At 67.5% G+C, this 15,697-nt stretch carries 15 protein-coding genes; 7 read left to right on the top strand and 8 right to left on the bottom strand.

The genetic code is table 11. The features are described 5' to 3' along the window. Positions 1 to 29: 29 nt before the first annotated feature. Together xrtH and R0D99_RS12390 are read left to right on the top strand one after the other, a co-directional pair. Positions 30 to 545 carry an exosortase H gene (gene xrtH, locus R0D99_RS12395; protein WP_317748492.1) on the top strand — a complete coding sequence of 172 codons (516 nt, stop codon included), beginning with the start codon at positions 30 to 32 and terminating at the stop codon, positions 543 to 545. 12 nt (positions 546 to 557) lie between these two features. Then, a complete protein-coding gene (locus R0D99_RS12390) occupies positions 558 to 1,190 on the top strand; it encodes an exosortase H-associated membrane protein (RefSeq protein ID WP_317748491.1) in 633 nt (210 codons plus the stop codon). 109 nt (positions 1,191 to 1,299) lie between these two features. Here the strand turns inward: R0D99_RS12390 and R0D99_RS12385 are convergent, their stop codons facing one another. From R0D99_RS12385 to R0D99_RS12355, 7 genes are all read right to left on the bottom strand, one after another. Continuing rightward, positions 1,300 to 2,763, bottom strand: coding sequence for a TolC family outer membrane protein (locus R0D99_RS12385; protein ID WP_317748490.1), 1,464 nt, complete (start codon positions 2,761 to 2,763; stop codon positions 1,300 to 1,302). Positions 2,764 to 2,787: 24 nt separating this feature from the next. Beyond that, positions 2,788 to 3,129, bottom strand: a complete 342-nt coding sequence (locus tag R0D99_RS12380) for a rhodanese-like domain-containing protein (protein WP_317748489.1) — start codon at positions 3,127 to 3,129, stop codon at positions 2,788 to 2,790. Between the two features lie 171 nt (positions 3,130 to 3,300). Beyond that, entirely contained in the window at positions 3,301 to 3,975 is a 675-nt protein-coding gene (locus tag R0D99_RS12375) for a protein-L-isoaspartate O-methyltransferase (protein WP_317748488.1), read from the bottom strand. Positions 3,976 to 4,004: 29 nt separating this feature from the next. After that, positions 4,005 to 7,205, bottom strand: coding sequence for an efflux RND transporter permease subunit (locus R0D99_RS12370; RefSeq protein WP_317748487.1), 3,201 nt, complete (start codon positions 7,203 to 7,205; stop codon positions 4,005 to 4,007). A 621-nt stretch (positions 7,206 to 7,826) separates the two neighbouring features. After that, a complete protein-coding gene (locus tag R0D99_RS12365) occupies positions 7,827 to 8,993 on the bottom strand; it encodes an efflux RND transporter periplasmic adaptor subunit (RefSeq protein WP_317748486.1) in 1,167 nt (388 codons plus the stop codon). A gap of 146 nt (positions 8,994 to 9,139) precedes the next feature. Further along, positions 9,140 to 9,790, bottom strand: a complete 651-nt coding sequence (locus R0D99_RS12360) for a TetR/AcrR family transcriptional regulator (RefSeq protein WP_317748485.1) — start codon at positions 9,788 to 9,790, stop codon at positions 9,140 to 9,142. 102 nt (positions 9,791 to 9,892) lie between these two features. Then, positions 9,893 to 10,951: a serine/threonine protein kinase gene (locus tag R0D99_RS12355; protein ID WP_416366001.1), complete on the bottom strand. Its 1,059-nt coding sequence runs from the start codon at positions 10,949 to 10,951 to the stop codon at positions 9,893 to 9,895. 28 nt (positions 10,952 to 10,979) lie between these two features. On the opposite strand from R0D99_RS12355, the gene R0D99_RS12350 reads away from it, so the two are divergent. Further along, on the top strand, positions 10,980 to 11,450 hold the full coding sequence (locus tag R0D99_RS12350; protein ID WP_317748483.1) for an EVE domain-containing protein: 471 nt from the start codon (positions 10,980 to 10,982) through the stop codon (positions 11,448 to 11,450). Positions 11,451 to 11,652: 202 nt separating this feature from the next. Then, the gene (locus R0D99_RS12345; protein ID WP_317748482.1) at positions 11,653 to 12,207 is read left to right on the top strand and encodes a hypothetical protein; all 555 of its coding nucleotides are present in this window, start codon (positions 11,653 to 11,655) and stop codon (positions 12,205 to 12,207) included. A 150-nt stretch (positions 12,208 to 12,357) separates the two neighbouring features. Here the strand turns inward: R0D99_RS12345 and R0D99_RS12340 are convergent, their stop codons facing one another. Further along, complete coding sequence (locus tag R0D99_RS12340; protein WP_317748481.1) at positions 12,358 to 13,545, bottom strand: acyl-CoA dehydrogenase; 1,188 nt, start codon at positions 13,543 to 13,545, stop codon at positions 12,358 to 12,360. 111 nt (positions 13,546 to 13,656) lie between these two features. On the opposite strand from R0D99_RS12340, the gene R0D99_RS12335 reads away from it, so the two are divergent. The 3 genes from R0D99_RS12335 (at position 13,657) to R0D99_RS12325 (ending at position 15,676) form a co-directional block, all read left to right on the top strand. After that, the gene (locus R0D99_RS12335) at positions 13,657 to 14,553 is read left to right on the top strand and encodes a LysR family transcriptional regulator (protein ID WP_317748480.1); all 897 of its coding nucleotides are present in this window, start codon (positions 13,657 to 13,659) and stop codon (positions 14,551 to 14,553) included. 24 nt (positions 14,554 to 14,577) lie between these two features. Further along, positions 14,578 to 15,117, top strand: a complete 540-nt coding sequence (msrA, locus tag R0D99_RS12330) for a peptide-methionine (S)-S-oxide reductase MsrA (protein ID WP_317748479.1) — start codon at positions 14,578 to 14,580, stop codon at positions 15,115 to 15,117. Between the two features lie 166 nt (positions 15,118 to 15,283). Next, the gene (locus tag R0D99_RS12325; protein ID WP_317748478.1) at positions 15,284 to 15,676 is read left to right on the top strand and encodes a DUF2607 family protein; all 393 of its coding nucleotides are present in this window, start codon (positions 15,284 to 15,286) and stop codon (positions 15,674 to 15,676) included. The last annotated feature ends 21 nt before the right edge of the window (positions 15,677 to 15,697 follow it).

Genomic DNA, 15,697 nt, shown 5'->3' with positions numbered 1-15,697 from the left:
CCGTCGCGCCCTTTGACACGAATCGACCCATGTTCCGCTTCTTTGCCATATTTCTCGTCATCCAGGCCGTGCTGTTCGGGGTGGAGATGCTCAACCCCGTGCAACAGGCCGTGGTCGATCCGTGGACTGGTCTGGTGGCCAAGATGAGTGCGGGCGTGGTGCACTTCTTCGACCCCTCGGTCATTTCGTACGGCCGTGTGCTGCAAAGCGCCAAGACCGGCTTCGGCGTCTCGATCGAGCCCGGCTGCAACGGCGTCGAAGCCACGATCGTGCTGGTGGCGGCGATGCTGGCGTTTCCTTCCAGCTGGAAGATGAAGCTGTGGGGCATCGGCCTGGGCTTTCTGGCGGTGCAGTTCGTCAACCTGCTGCGGGTGGTCAGTCTGTTCTTCCTGGGCCAGTGGAATTTCAAGGTGTTCGAGTTTGCCCACCTCTACATGTGGCAGGCGCTCATCATGCTGGACGTGCTGGTGGTCTGGCTGCTCTGGATGCGCTTCGTGGCGCGCCACGATCCCAAGCCGGCGGTGCAGGCCGCCCCCGCCTCATAAGGTGGCTGACCCATGCGCGCGACACTGATCGGACGCTTCCTGCTGCTGGCCATTGTCTGGCTGGCGGCGCTGTTGCCGCTGTGGTACTGGGCCGCCCGCTGGCTGGCCACGCCGCCCATCTGGCTGGCGGGCACGCTGATGAAGGCGTTCTTCCCGTGGGTTGAAAGCTTCGAACAGGTCGGCGTCCAGGGCGTGCTGCATACGCTGGTGCAGGTGCGCATGCAGGGGCCGCGGGGCGATGTTTTTGGTGAACTGGCGCCGGAGGTGAGCTACCCCACTTACGGCTACGGGCTGGTGCTGCTGTGGGCCATGCTGCTGGCATCGCGCACCGAACGCTGGTGGCTCAAGGGCCTGATCGGCAGCGTGCTGCTGATTCCGGCGCAGGCCTGGGGCATCTGCTTTCAGTGGCTGCGTGACGTGGTGCTGCTGTCGGGCCAATCAGGAGCCGCATATCTTCAGTATTCCATGTGGGCCAAGAACTTGATCGCGTACGGCTACCAGTTTGGCTTTCTCATGCTGACACCGGTGGCGCCGATCATGCTGTGGCTGCTGTTCAACAAGCGCTTCGTGGCCGCGCTGTGGCTCGAAGCCGCGCTGGCCGAATCACCCGAGCAGCGCGCCCACGCGCCGACGGTGGAGCGCTGAAGCTCCTCTTTCAATAGCGTCTGCCCCCTTTTCTGGCAAGGGCAAGAGCGGACTTTCATCGCAGGTTGGGCGTTGCCGATGCGCGGGCGCGGCGCGCCCGCGAGTCACTTCACCGGCGGTCGGCGCGGCTGGCGCGGCTCGGGCGGCTCTTGGCAGCTGCCGGTGCGCTGGCCGCAGGAGCGGGCGCCGGCACTGTCGTGGCCGTGGCAGGCACTACAGCGTTTTCCGCAATCAGCATCTGGTTGATGGGCAGCAGGTCGGCAGGCACCAGCATGCCGGCGGCCTGCTTCAGGCGCAGCAGGCCGACCAGCACGTCGTAGCGCGCACGCGCCAGGTCGCGCCGGGTCTGATAGAGCTGGCTCTGGGCGTTCAGCACGTCGATGTTGATGCGCACACCGACCTGATAACCCAGTTGGTTGGCTTCCAGTGCCGTCAGGCTCGAGCGCTCGGCCGCTTCCAGCGCCGCGACCTGGCCCAGGCCGGACTGCACGCCAAAGAAGGCGGCGCGCGTGGCCTGCGCCACGGTGCGCTGCGCGTTGTCCAGATCGGCGGTGGCCTTGTCCTCCAGCGACAGGGTTTCGCGCACCCGGTTCTGCACCGCGAAGCCGGCAAACAGCGGCCAGTTGAGCGCCACGCCCACCGAAGCGACGTTGCTGCGAAAGCTGGTGGTGGGCGCCGCGGAGACGGTCGGGTTGCCGTCGGGGTAGCGGTTCTGGCCGGCGCTCACCTGCAGGTCGACCGTGGGCAGGTGGCCCGTCTTGGCCTTGGCGGTTTCCATGCGGGCAATGTCGAGCGCCATGCGCGCCTGCTGGACGGCCGGGTGCTGGTCCATGGCCCAGCTGACCCAGGTATTCACGTCGTCCGGGCTGGGCTTGGGCAGCACGATGGGCTGCGCCAACGGCTGAGGCCGCGTGCCGACCAGCCCCACCAGCTGGTCCAGCGCCAGCCGCTTGACGCGCAGGTCGTTCTCGGCCGCGATCTCCTGCGCCGTGGCCAGGTCAAAGCGCGCCTGCGCCTCGCGGCTGTCGGTGACGGTGGCGTTGCCCACTTCGAAATTGCGCTTGGCGGCTTCCAGCTGCTCGGCCACCGCGGCCTTGAGCGCACGCACCACGCTGAGCGAATCCTGGGCCGCCAGCACGTCGAAATACGCCTGCGACAGCCGCACCACCAGATCCTGCCCGGTGCCCGACAGCTGGACCATCGCGGCTTCGGCCGCACGCTTTCCCTGGTCCCAGGTGATGCGGTTGGCCGGGCGGAACAGCGGCTGCGAGCCCACCACCGACGCGTTCAACACGTTGTACGACTTGCTCGAAGTGTTGCCGGCCAGGTTGTTGTTCAGCCAGTTGTGCTGCGCCCCGGCCTGCAGGCCCACCTGCGGCAGCAGGCCAGCGCGTGCCTGGTCTGCGCGCGCCTGCGCCGCCAGCGCGTTGGCGCGCGCCGACTGAAAGGGCGCGTCGTAACCCTGCGCGGCGTCGTACAGCTGCAACAGCGACTGAGCGCGCACGGGCGCGGCAGCCGTCAGGACCAGGGCCGCGACCAGGGAGGCCAGGGGGCGGAGCGCGGGCAGGGACATGGATAGCCTTTTTGGAAAAATCGGTCAGTAGCGGGGCACGGTCGGATCGACCTGCAGCGACCAGGCGTCGATGCCGCCTGCCACATTGGCCAGGCGGTCGAAGCCGTGCTGGGCCAGGAACATGGCGACCTGCATGCTGCGCCCGCCGTGGTGGCACAGCACGGCGACGGGACGGTCCGGGTCCAGCTCATGCAGCCGCGCCGGGACAAGGTGCATGGGCAATTGCAGCAGTTCGGTGCCGTCCGGGCGCACGCTGGCGGCCGCCCACTCGGCGGGCTCGCGCACGTCGAGCAGCAGGGGCGTGCCCACGTCGGCGGCGGCCTGCAGCCAGCGGGGCAGGTCGCGCGGTGACACTTGGTCAATCATGCGTGGGCTTCCCTGTGGCGCGTTGCGCTGCGGGCACGGGACAAGACCGTTCGGTCGTTTGGCCGCAGATCGACGACCACGCAGCGTGGTCGCGCGCCAGCATCGCCAGGGGCGCCACACCCGTGATCAAGCGCTGCGGGCGCCGGCGAGACGTGGCGGCCATAGGGTGCTTCAAAAATGGAAGCGGGACGGCTCAGGAAAACCCAGCAGGCGCGGGGCGACGGTGTCCCAGGCCTGGGTCGACACCAGACCCGACTCGGCGCGGCGCACCAGGGTGGCGCGCATGACGGGGTCTTCGCCCACCACGGCCATCAGGCGGCCGCCCGGTTTGAGCAGGTCCAGCAGGCGTTCGGGCACGTGCGCGACCGAGCCCGACAGCACGATGGCGTCGAACGGGCCGTCGGCCGACAGGTCGGCGCTGGCGCCGTCGGCCGCGCGCACTTCCACGTTCAGCACGCCGGCGCGCTGCAGGTTGGCGTGGGCGGTGCGGGCCAGTTCGTTGTCGATCTCCAGCGTCAGCACGCGCTGCGCGCGGTGGCCCAGCAGCGCGGCCATGAAGCCGCTGCCGGTGCCGATCTCCAGCACCTTTTCGTGCTTGGCGACCTGCAGGTCCTGCAGCATGCGGGCCTCGACGCGCGGCGCCAGCATGACTTGCTCGGCGGCCACCGCGCCATCGCCGGCCTTCAGCGGGATTTCCAGGTCGGCAAAGGCCAGGGCGCGGTGCGCGGCGGGCACGAAATCCTCGCGCCGCACCACGGCCAGCAGGTCCAGCACGTGGGCGTCGAGCACGTCCCAGGGGCGGATCTGCTGCTCGATCATGTTGAAGCGGGCTTGTTCGACGTTCATTCTCGACTCTCCAGGCGGTTCTTCACCAGTCAACCTTTCATTTTATCGGCCGACCCTGACGCCGCAGGTGCGACGCCGAAACGGCGCTTCAGCCATTGCCCCAGGTCGTCCAGGTAGCAGTACACCACGGGCACCACCACCAGCGTCAGCAGCGACGATGTAATGACGCCGCCGATCACCGCCTGCCCCATGGGTGCGCGCTGCTCCGAGCCTTCGCTGACGGCAAACGCCAGCGGCACCATGCCGAACACCATGGCCAGCGTGGTCATCAAAATCGGCCGCAGCCGCACGCGCGCGGCGGCCAGCAGGGCCGGTTCGCGCGCCAGCGGCTCGCTGTGGCCGGTTTCGCCGGCGCGGCCTTCGCGCGCGCGGATGGCAAAGTCGACCAGCAGGATGGCGTTCTTGGTCACCAGGCCCATCAGCATGACGATGCCGATGATCGAGAACATCGACATGCTGCTGCCGAACATCAGCAGCGCCAGCACCACGCCGATCAGCGTGAGCGGCAACGAGGTCATCAGCGCCATGGGCTGCAAAAAGCTCTTGAACTGGCTGGCCAGGATCATGTAGATGAAGATGATCGCCATGGCCAGCGCCTGCAGCGCGTAGGTGAACGACTCCTGCATGTTCTTGGTGGCGCCGCCGAAGGTGAAGCCGTAGCCGGGCGGAAAGGTCACCTTGTCGAGCAGCGTGCGGATGTCGCCGGATACCTCGCCCGAGGTGCGGCCCTGCACGTTGGCGGTGATCTGGATCTCGCGCAGCATGGCGCGGCGGTTGATCTGGTTGGTGCCGGTGGCCTCGGTCAGCGTGGCCACCTGGTTCAGCCGCACGATGCGCGGCGTGCCGTCGGCGTTGGCGCCGGCGGTCAGCGGCAGTCTTTCCAGGTCGGCCAGCGTGGTGCGCGATTCGGGCGCCAGCCGCACGATGACGTCGTAGGTCTGGTCGTCCGGCGCGCGCCAGTTGCCCACCGTGGTGCCGGCCACCAGCGTGCGCAGCGGTGCGGCGATCTGCGCGGTCGACAGGCCCAGTTCAGAGGCCGCCTCGCGCCGCACGTGCACTTCCAGCGTCGGCTTGTCGGGCTTGCTGCTCGAATCCAGGTCGACCAGGCCGGGGATGGCGCGCAGGTCCGCCATCAGCGGGCGGGCCAGCCGCTCCAGCTCGGTCTGGTCCGGCCCCTGCAGCGAAAACTCGATCTGCTTCTGGCCGCCCACCGGCTCCAGCAGCCCGGCCTGCGTGACGGTGATGCCCGGCACCGCGCGCAGCCGCTCGCGCATGGCGGACGCCAGTTGCTGCGCATCGCGCGTGCGGGCGTGCCGGTCAACCAGGCGGATGTACAGGCTGGCGTTGGTCTTGCCGGTGGCGTTGCCGCTGTTGATGGTGGTCACCGTGTAGCGCACTTCGGGGAAGCTGCGGATCACGGCGTCGACCTGCCGCGCCTTGGCTTCGGTGGCTTGCAGCGACGAGCCCTGCGGCGTGTAGAAGGCGACGTTGGTCTCCGAGAAATCGGCCTGCGGCACAAATTCGGTGCCCAGCAGCCGCACCATCGCCACGCTCAGCGCGAAGATCGCGCCCGCGATCAGCAGCGTCAGCAGCTTGTGCGCCAGCGCCCAGCGCAGGATGCGCTGGTAGCCTTCGGCCATGCGGTCGGTCGCGCGGTCAAACCAGTCGGTGACGCGGCCGATGGTCTTGTCGTACAGGGTGACGGGCGGGCCGGCGGGCCGGCCGTGGGCGTGCACGCTCGGGTCGTGCCACACCGACGACAGCATCGGGTCGAGCGTGAAGCTGACAAACATCGAGATCAGCACCGCCGCCACGATGGTCAGGCCGAATTCGTGGAAGAACTTGCCGATGATGCCTTCCATGAAGCCGATGGGCAGGAACACCGCCACGATCGACAGCGTGGTGGCCAGCACCGCCAGGCCGATTTCCTGCGTGCCTTCCATGGCGGCGGCGAAGCTGCTCTTGCCCATCTGCGCGTGCCGCACGATGTTCTCGCGCACCACGATGGCATCGTCGATCAGCAGCCCCACGCAGAGGCTGAGCGCCATCAGCGTGATCATGTTCACCGTGAAGCCGAACAGCTGCATGAAGAAGAAGGTGCCGATGATCGAGATCGGCAGCGTCAGCCCCGTGATGACCGTGCTGCGCCACGAATTGAGGAACAGGAACACGATCAGCACCGTGAGGATGGCGCCTTCGAACAGCGTCTGCCGCACGTTGGTGACCGCCACGCGGATCGGGCGCGACAGATCGGTCACAGGCTCCAGCCGGACGCCGGGCGGCAACTCGGCCCGCAGCGCGGTGATGGCCTGGTTCAGCCCGTCGACGACCTGGATGGTGTTTTCGTCCTGCGCCTTCTGCACGCTGACCAGCAGCGTGCGCTGGCCGTTGTACAGCGCCAGCGATTCCTGCTCCTGCGCGCCGTCCTGCACGGTGGCGACCTGGTTCAGGTAGATGGGCGAGCCTCCGCGGCGGGCAACGATGATGCGGCCAAAGTCCTCGGGCCGCTCCACGCGGCCTTCGAGCTGCACCGTCAGTTCCTGCGCGCGGGTGCGCACGGGGCCGAGCGGCTGGTCCTGGTTTTCGCCGCGCACGGCCTGCATGACCTGGTCGGGCGTCACGCCCAGCGCTTCGAGCGCCTGCGGCTGCAGGTAGAGGTGAATCTCGCGCTTGGACCCGCCCACCAGGTTGACGGCGCCGACGCCGCGCACGTTTTCCAGGCGCTTTTTCAGCACCTGGTCGGTCCAGTTGGTGAGTTCGGTGGCGGACAGCGGCTTTTGCCCCGGCCGCTCGTCGGGCAGCACCGCCAGCGACCAGATGGCGCGGCTGGACGGGTCAAAGCGCAGCACGCGCGGCTCCTTGACTTCGTCGCGCAGCAGCGGGCGCACCTGGCCGATTTTTTCGCGCACGTCGTCGGCGGCCTTGCGGCCGTTGATGTGCAGCTGAAATTCGATGATGACGAGGGACATGCCCTCGTAGCTGCGCGAGGTGAGGGCGTTGATGCCGGCAATGGAGTTGACGGCTTCCTCGATCTTCTTGGTGACTTCGCTTTCGACGATGGCGGGCGAGGCGCCGGGGTAGTCGGTGGTGACGACGACGACGGGGAAGTCGATGTTGGGGAACTGGTCGACCTGCAGGCGCTGCAGCGAGAACAGGCCGAGCACCACGAAGGCGAGCATCACCATGGTGGCGAACACCGGGTTGTGCAGGCTGACTTTGGTGAACCACATGGTAGGGTCAGGCGGCTTGGAGCTTCAAGCTAATTCGGGTGCTAGCGCTTGATGGGTGAGCGCTGATAGCTATTAAAGTGGTAGCGTGTGTGGGCGTTGGCGGCGCTGTCGGCCGGGATGTGCGCCCGGCGGCGCAGTCACTTTCTTTTGCTCCGCCAAAAGAAAGTAACCAAAGAAAAGGCGGCCCCACTGGCCGTGTCCCCTGCGGGGCAACCTGCGATGCTCGGTCGCGGGGCGGCGCTGCGGAACTCGCTTCGCGCTTCGCGCTGCGCTCAGACAGCCGCAGCGAGTCAGAGCACGAAGCGCGCATGCTTCGCTGCGCGCCCGCCCCACGCCCTGCGCTTCTCGGCACGGCCAGAGGGGAGTTGAAATCCGCTCGGGCCATCGCTGCGCTCGGCCCTGAATGGATCGGCGCCGCTGCTTCGCGCGGTGGTCTTTGCTCTCTCTCCCTCTGGGAGAGGGCAGGGGTGAGGGCGGCCCAATTCAAAAAGCATCGCTGCCTGCGCTTTGATGACCAAGCCGCGGGGCGGGCACTGGTGCCCGCCTTGGACGTCCACGCGGGCACCAGTGCCCGCCCTACGGCCGACGCCCACCCACCGCCCAATGCCATCACCGGCAGGTTCATGGCCGCGCGCCGTTCTGCGCCGCACTGGCGGGCGCGGCGGGGCTGGCCAGCTTGACTTGGGTGCCTTCGCGCAGCACGCCGGCGGCACCGCGCAGCACGCGCGCGCCGTCGGTCACGCCTTGCACGGCCACCCAGGTTTCGCCGTCGACTTCGCCGCGCGCGCCCATCTGCACGGTGCGGTGCGCGATGCGGCCGTTGTCGACCACCTGGATGTAGGGCAGTGGCTTGTCGGTGCGCACGGCGTTCAGCGGCACGGCCAGGGCGCGCTGGGTTTCGGTGGCCAGCTGGCCTTGTGCGAACAGGCCCTGGCGCAGGCCGGGCTGGGTAGCCACGCTCAGGTAGACCAGCACGCTGCGGCTGCCGGCCTGGGCGCTGGGGTTGATGCGCGCCACGCTGGCGTTCACGGGCTGCGGTACGCCTTCGATGGTGAGCGACGCGGGCTGGCCGACGCGCACTGCGCCGGCGTCGGCGGGGCTCAGGGCGACTTCCAACTCCAGCCGACTCAGGTCGACGATTTCGACGATGCGCGCCTCGGGCGCCACGCGTTCGCCGGGCTGGGCCAGGCGCTGCGAGATCTGCCCTGCAATCGGCGCGCGCAGCACCGTGTCGGACAGCGACTTGCGCACGACTTCGGCGCCGTGCTGGGCCGCGCGCAGGTTGGCGCGGGCGGTGTTCAGGCTGGCCAGCGAGTTGTCGAGCGCCGTCCTGGAGATGAAGCCCTGGTTGACCAGCGCGGCGTTGTTGTCGTATTGGCGCTGGGCGATGTCGACCTGCGCGCGCGCGGCGTCGGCCTGCTGCTGGGCCTGGCGCAGGCGTTCGGCGTATTCGGTGGCTTCGACGCGGGCGATCACCTGGCCGGCCTGCACGGTGTCGCCTTCGCGCACCGTCAGGCCTTGCAGTTCACCCGGCACGCGCGCCTTGACGACGGCGGTGTTCACCGCCTTCAACGAGCCGGTAATGGGCAGCCCGCTGGTCAGCTCGCGCACCTGCGCGGTGGCCAGGTCGATGGCGCCCAGCTCAATGACGGGGTCTTTGGTGGGTGCAATCTGCGCCTGCTTGGCGGCCTGGCGAGCGCTGTAGCCGCGCCAGCCCAGCGCAACGGCGGCAGCCAGCGCCAGCAGCACCAGGACGACGGTCAGCGTGCGGCGGGTGGTGGAACTCATGGATAGGAATCAATTCTGGCAGAGCGCTGCCGCCGACGCAAAGAACGGAGCGTATCGGAAAGCGCTGCCCGCCCACCCGCCGCTGGCGCCGCAGGCTTGCAGACATCGGCGGGCCGCGCCGCACGGCGCACAGCGGCTCGGCAGCGTCATCGCTTCAGTCCGCGCACCACCATGTCGGCGTGCATGTCCAGCAGGGCCATGGGCTCGGGCATCAGCGCCGCGGGGCAGATCGGCGCCATCGAAAAGCGCCAGGTCACCATCTGCACCAGCGGTGCCACGATCAGCTGCGCGGCCAGCGTCAGGTCCACCGGACGCCATTCGCCGCGCTCCACCCCGCGCTGCACGATCAGGCGCAGCAGTTCGTGGCTGGGGCGCACGACTTCGTCCTGGTAATACTGCGCCAGGTCGGGAAAGTTGGCCGCTTCGCTCATCAGCAGCTTGGTCAGGCCGGCGGCGGGCGTGCCGCCGTACTGGCTCCACCAGCGGTGGATCACCTCGCGCAGCAGCTCGGCGCTGCTGCCGGTGTAGCCGGCCACTTCGCGGAAGGCGTCCTGCAGGTGCCGGCTGGCGTTTTCATGCACCACGGCCTTGAACAGCGCTTCCTTGCTGGGAAAGTACAGAAACAGCGTGCCCTTGGAAACCCCCGCGCGCGCGGCGACTTCCTCCACCCGCGTGGCGGCGTAGCCTTTTTCGACAAACAGCGCCAGCGCGGCTTCCAGCAGCTCGCCGGGCCGGGCTTCCTTGCGGCGCGCGCGCTTGCCGGGCGTGGCGGGGGGCGGGGGCGTGATCGTATCCATTACTGACTGACTGGTTAGTAATATAAGCAGTCGGGTGGGCGTCGTCAAGGTCGGTGGCCCTGAAAGGGGCGGGGCCGGCGGGGTGCGCGGCCGACGCGGCGCTCAAGCCACCAGCGGCGGTGCCTGCATGGCTTCGATCTGGTCGACCAGCGTGTCGATCTGCCCGCGCCAGTAGTCCGGCGTGCCGAAGTCCGGAAACGCCGCCGGAAACGCCGGGTCGTCCCAGCGCCGCGCGACCCAGGCGCTGTAGTGGATCAGGCGCAGCGTGCGCAGCGGTTCGATCAGCGCCAGCTCGCGGCGGTCGAATTCGCGCATCTGCTCGTAGCCGTCCAGCAGCGCCACCAGCGCGCGCTGGCGCTCGGCGCGTTCGCCGGGCAGCAGCATCCACAAATCCTGCACCGCCGGCCCGCTGCGGCAGTCGTCCAGGTCGACAAAATGCGGCCCGCCGCCGGGCTGGTCGGCCGGCGTCCACAGGATGTTGCCGGGGTGGCAGTCGGCGTGCAGGCGCAACGTGGCCACCGCGCCGGATTCAGAAGGTTTTTGGCCTCCAGCGCTTGTCCAATCAGCGCAGTCAGCTATGCAATCGATAGCTTGCTGGCTGATGTCGGCCCACGCACGCTCCACCTCCAGCGGCAGCGCGCCGTGTGCCAGCAGCCAGTCGCGCGGCTCCGTGCCGTAGCTGGCCACGTCCACCGCCGGCCGCTGCGCAAACCCGCGCCGCACACCCACCGTGTGCAGCCGCGCGATGAAGCGGCCGATCCATTCCAGCGTCTCGCCGTCGCTCAGCTCGGGCGTGCGCCCGCCGCGCCGCGGGCTGACGGAAAACAGTGCGCCGTCGTGCGCATGCAGCGTGCGCCCGTCCAGCACCAGCGGCCCCACCACCGGCACCTCCGCCGCCATCAGCTCGTGTGCGAAGGCGTGTTCTTCCTCGATCTGCGCCGCGCTCCAGCGGCCGGGCCGGTAGAACTTGAGCACCACCGCCGCGTGCGCGTCGGCCAGCGGCGTGCCAGGCTCCAGGTGCGCGAGGTAGACGCGGTTCTCGTACGAATTCAGCGCCATCAGCCGGCCATCGCCCACCAGGTCGACGCTGGCCAGCGCGTCCATCACGAAGTCGGGCGTCAGGGTGTCAAAAGGGTGTGGCGTTGCGGACATGCGCGGCATTGTCGCCGCCCGCGCCACAATGCTCGGCATGACCGCCCCGCAATACTGGCTGATGAAGTCCGAGCCCGACGAGTGCTCCATCGACGACGCCCTCGCCGCGCCCCACCAGACCGTGCCCTGGACCGGCGTGCGCAACTACCAGGCGCGCAACTTCATGCGCGACGACATGCGCGTGGGCGATGGGGTGTTGTTCTACCACTCCAGCTGCGCCCAGCCGGGCATTGCGGGGATAGCGCGCGTGGCCTCGGCAGCGCGCGTCGATCCGACGCAGTTCGATCCCGATTCGCCGTACTACGACCCGAAGTCAAAGCCCGAGGCACCGCGCTGGCAGCTGGTGGACGTGCAGGCGCTGCGCAAGACGCGGGTGCTGGGGTTGGCGGAGCTGCGTGAGATGCCGGAACTGGCCGAGATGCGCGTGTTGCAGCGGGGAAATAGGTTGTCGATTACGCCGGTGACGGAGAAGGAGTGGGCGGCGATCAAGGGCTTGCTGGGGCGGTAGCGCAGTTGCCCTTTAGGTGTACTGTCGACTATCCGGCTGCATAACGGAATGCTCGTCAAACTGTGCGGACATCCGATAAGACAGCGTGAATTTCCTGAGCGAGCTTCCTCAACGAGATTCGTCGTTTTTGTCGATCGTGCAGTGCTTCTAGTTATCTCGCGTTTATGCTAGATAAACCAATTTAGGTCGCACGAAACGCCCTATGGGCTCTACCCACGACGCTCATTGCTTGGCAATTGGCAGGATGATTGTCGCGTTTCAAAGCTTGGAAGCGACGTTGAAAAGTGAGTTGACGCTATTGATGAACAATCAATTGGAAACGCCGGGAGGGCAGCTCACGTATGCGATGGTCGCAGAACTCCCATTTAGAGTGACAGTCCGCCTTGCAGCCGCTCTACCAGGGGTTTTCACGCTGCAAAAAATCGTGCCGGTGAAGCCTGAATCTGAAGTATGTCTTAACCAGCTATTCGCCGAAACAGCAGACTTGCTCGAGAAGGGACTGAAGATGGCTGGAGAGGTCGAGGAGCGGCGGAACCAAGTGGTGCATAGCCACTGGTTTCTCGGTTCTGGTTACGTGGCGCCCGAAGGCACCATGACAAGGATGAAGACCAAGACCAAGAAGGGTGCCGTAGCGACGACTTTTGATCATGAAACCTTGGCAGACTTGAACAGCATTGCGGAGAGCGCTGAGGAGGCGCAGAGGCTGATCGGTATGGCACTGAGGGACTATCGTCAAATCGCGCAGGCGCAGTGGTGAAGCATCCTAACTTGGTCGGTCAACACGGACGCCGTGCGGCGTCCGCGCGCCGGGCGAGTTCCTGGCGCCAGTCGCCGGTTACCCTTACGTTAACTGCAGATCAATAAAACAAACGTTCGCAGATCTTTTCCCTAGGGAAAGCTGTCCGACTCAATTCGCAAACGCCGCAATCCCCGTAATCGCCCTGCCCAGAATCAACGCATGCACGTCATGCGTCCCCTCATAGGTGTTCACCACCTCCAGGTTGACCAGGTGGCGCGCCACGCCGAATTCGTCGCTGATGCCGTTGCCGCCCATCATGTCGCGTGCCTGGCGGGCGATGTCGAGGGCTTTGCCGCAGCTGTTGCGTTTGAGGATCGACGTCAGTTCGACCGGGGCGATGCCCTCGTCCTTCATGCGGCCCAGGCGCAGGCAGCCTTGCAGGCCCAGGCTGATGTCGGTCAGCATGTCGGCCAGCTTTTTCTGGATGAGCTGGTTGGCGGCCAGCGGGCGGCCGAACTGGATGCGGTCCAGCGTGTACTGGCGCGCGCGGGTGTAGCAGTCTTCGGCCGCGCCCAGCGCGCCCCAGGCGATGCCGTAGCGCGCGCTGTTCAGGCAGGTGAACGGGCCTTTCAGGCCGCGCACGTCGGGGAAGGCGTTTTCTTCGGGGCAGAACACTTCGTCCATCACGATCTCGCCCGTGATGGAAGCGCGCAGGCCGACCTTGCCGTGCACGGCGGGGGCGCTCAGGCCCTTCATGCCTTTGTCAAGAATGAAGCCGCGGATCTGGCCGCCATCGTCTTTGGCCCACACCACGAACACGTCGGCGATGGGGCTGTTGGTGATCCACATCTTGGCGCCGCTCAATGAATAGCCGCCATCGACCTTTTTGGCGCGTGTGATCATGCTGCCGGGGTCGCTGCCGTGGTTGGGTTCGGTCAGGCCAAAGCAGCCGATCCATTCGCCGGTGGCCAGCTTGGGCAGGTATTTCTGCTTCTGCGCCTCGGTGCCGAATTCGTTGATGGGCACCATGACCAGCGAGCTTTGCACGCTCATCATGCTGCGGTAGCCGCTGTCGACGCGCTCGACCTCGCGCGCCACGAGGCCGTAGCAGACGTAGTTGAGGCCAGCGCCGCCGTACTGCTCGGGGATGGTGGGGCCCAGCAGGCCCAGTTCGCCCATCTCGCGGAAGATGGACACGTCGGTCGTTTCGTTGCGGAAGGCCATCTGCACGCGCGGCAGCAGCTTTTCCTGGCAGTAGGCGCGGGCGGCTTCCTGCACCTGGCGCTCGTCTTCGGTCAGTTGCTGGCTGAGCAGGAACGGGTCTTCCCAGTTGAAGCCGGCTTTCGAGGTGGCCATGTGCGTGTCTCCGTGTACGTAAGGGTTGAATGGGGAATCGCACCATTGTGCCGCCGCCATGATTCGCTGTCTAATATCAATCAACGATTTGACGATATGAAATAGCTATACATGGAGCTGCGACACCTGCGCTACTTCCTGGCCCTGGCGGCTGAATTGCACTTTGGCCGGGCGGCGCGGCGGCTGTCGATCAGCCAGCCGCCGCTGACGGTGGCGATCCAGCAACTGGAGGCGCACGTGGGCGCGCCGCTGTTCCTGCGCAACAGCCGCGGCGTGCAGCTGACGGCGGCCGGCCAGGCGCTGGTGCCGGCGGCGCAGGCCGCGCTCGATCAGGCCGAACAGGCGCTGCACGCGGCGCGCGACGCGGCCAGCGGACAGGCGGGGCGGCTGTCGGTCGGCTTTGCCGGCACCATGCTGTACCGCGGCCTGCCGCAGATGCTGCGGCGCTTTCAGGCGCAATACCCGCGGCTGCAGTTCAGCCTGAGCGAATTGAGTTCGAGCGCGCAGGTGGTTGAGTTGCAGCACGCGCGGCTGGACGCCGGCTTTGCCCACGTGTCGCACGCGCCGGCCGGGCTGGCGCAGCTGCTGGTGTCCAGCCAGCCCTTTGTCGCCTGCGCGCCGGCGTCGCACCGGCTGGCGCGGCGGCGCGCCTTGCCGCTGGCCGCGCTGGCGGGCGAGCCGCTGGCGCTGGTGTCGCGCACCGTGTCGCCCGACTACCACGCGCGCATCGTGGGCGCGTGCCAGGCGGCGGGCTTCAACCCGCAGCCGCTGCACGAATTGCAGCACTGGCTGAGCGTGGTGTCGCTGGTGGCGCAGGGCCTGGCGGTGGCGCTGGTGCCCGCGGCCTTGCAACAGGCGGGTCTGTCGGGCGCGGCCTTTGTGCCGGTGCAAGACCCGCATGGCGCGCTGCCGCGCTACGAGACGCGCTGCCTGTGGAACCCCGCGCGCGACCAGCCGGCGTTGGGGTTGTTTCTGGACCAGGTGCGCCAGGTCGCGGAAGCTGGGTAGCATGGCGATCAAGGAGTCATGAACATGAGCAACCCACAAACCATCGTGCTGGCCGGCGGCTGCTTCTGGTGCACCGAAAGCGTCTTCAAGGAAGTGCGCGGCGTGCTGGACGTGGAAAGCGGCTACAGCAACGGCCAGGAAACCGCGCCCACCTACGAGCAGGTCTGCACCGGCCGCACCGGCTGCGCCGAAGTGGTCAAGCTGACCTATGACCCGGCGCAGGTCAGCACGCGCCAGTTGCTCGAAATCCTGTTTGTCACACACGACCCCACCACGCTCAACCGCCAGGGCAACGACGTGGGCACGCAGTACCGCAGCGGCATCTACTTCACCACGCCCGAACAGAAGGCGGTGGCCGACGACCTGATCCGCGAGATGAGCCAGGACAAGTTGTTTGGCGCCCCCATCGTGACCGAGGTGCTGCCGCTGCAGCACTACTTTGCGGCCGAGGACTACCATCAGGACTTCTTCGAGAAGAACCCGCACCAGGGCTATTGCATGGCGGTGGCGGCGCCCAAGGTGGCCAAGTTCCGCAAGACGTTTCGCGACCTGGCCAAGGCCTGACGTTTTTTTGCGCTTGATCGGGCGCCAGCCCTGAATCCAAGCGCGTGGATTGCTATAGATAGAGAAGCTACTGGCGCGCAAGGCGGCGCGCTCGTGCGGTAGATCGTTGCGCTCAGGCGCCCATTCGCGCCGCGTCGCGCCGGCCCCCATCCGCTACAGTGCGGCCATGCGCGTGCGCCCCCATCGATGGCTGTTTGGCCTGCTGCTGATCGCCCTGCTAGGCACGCAGGGGCTGGGCGTGCTGCACGCGGTGCTGCATGCCCGCGCACCTGTGGCGGCCGTGGCGTCATCCGCGCCCGAGCGGGGCCTTGCGGGTGCGCCGGCCGTGCACGGGGCAGCGCGGGCGGGCGCATGGGTGGGGTTGTTTGACACCCACCACAGCGGCGGCGACTGCCAGATGTTTGACCAGGCGAGCCACGGCGATCAAGCCGCGGCGCAGCCCGCCTTGCCAGCACCCGTCTGCGACGCACGGCAAAGCCCGCCGCGCTGGGTGCCGAGCGCAGGGGTCGCCCCCAGGCTGCCGCATTTCGACGCGCGCGCACCGCCTGCGCGGGGCTGACTTCCCACGCTTTTCCGCCAC

Source organism: Ottowia sp. SB7-C50, assembly GCF_033110285.1.
In the GTDB taxonomy this organism is placed as follows: domain Bacteria; phylum Pseudomonadota; class Gammaproteobacteria; order Burkholderiales; family Burkholderiaceae_C; genus Ottowia.
Note: the sequence above shows the minus strand (reverse complement) of the source record. Positions and strands in the feature narration are given on the sequence as shown.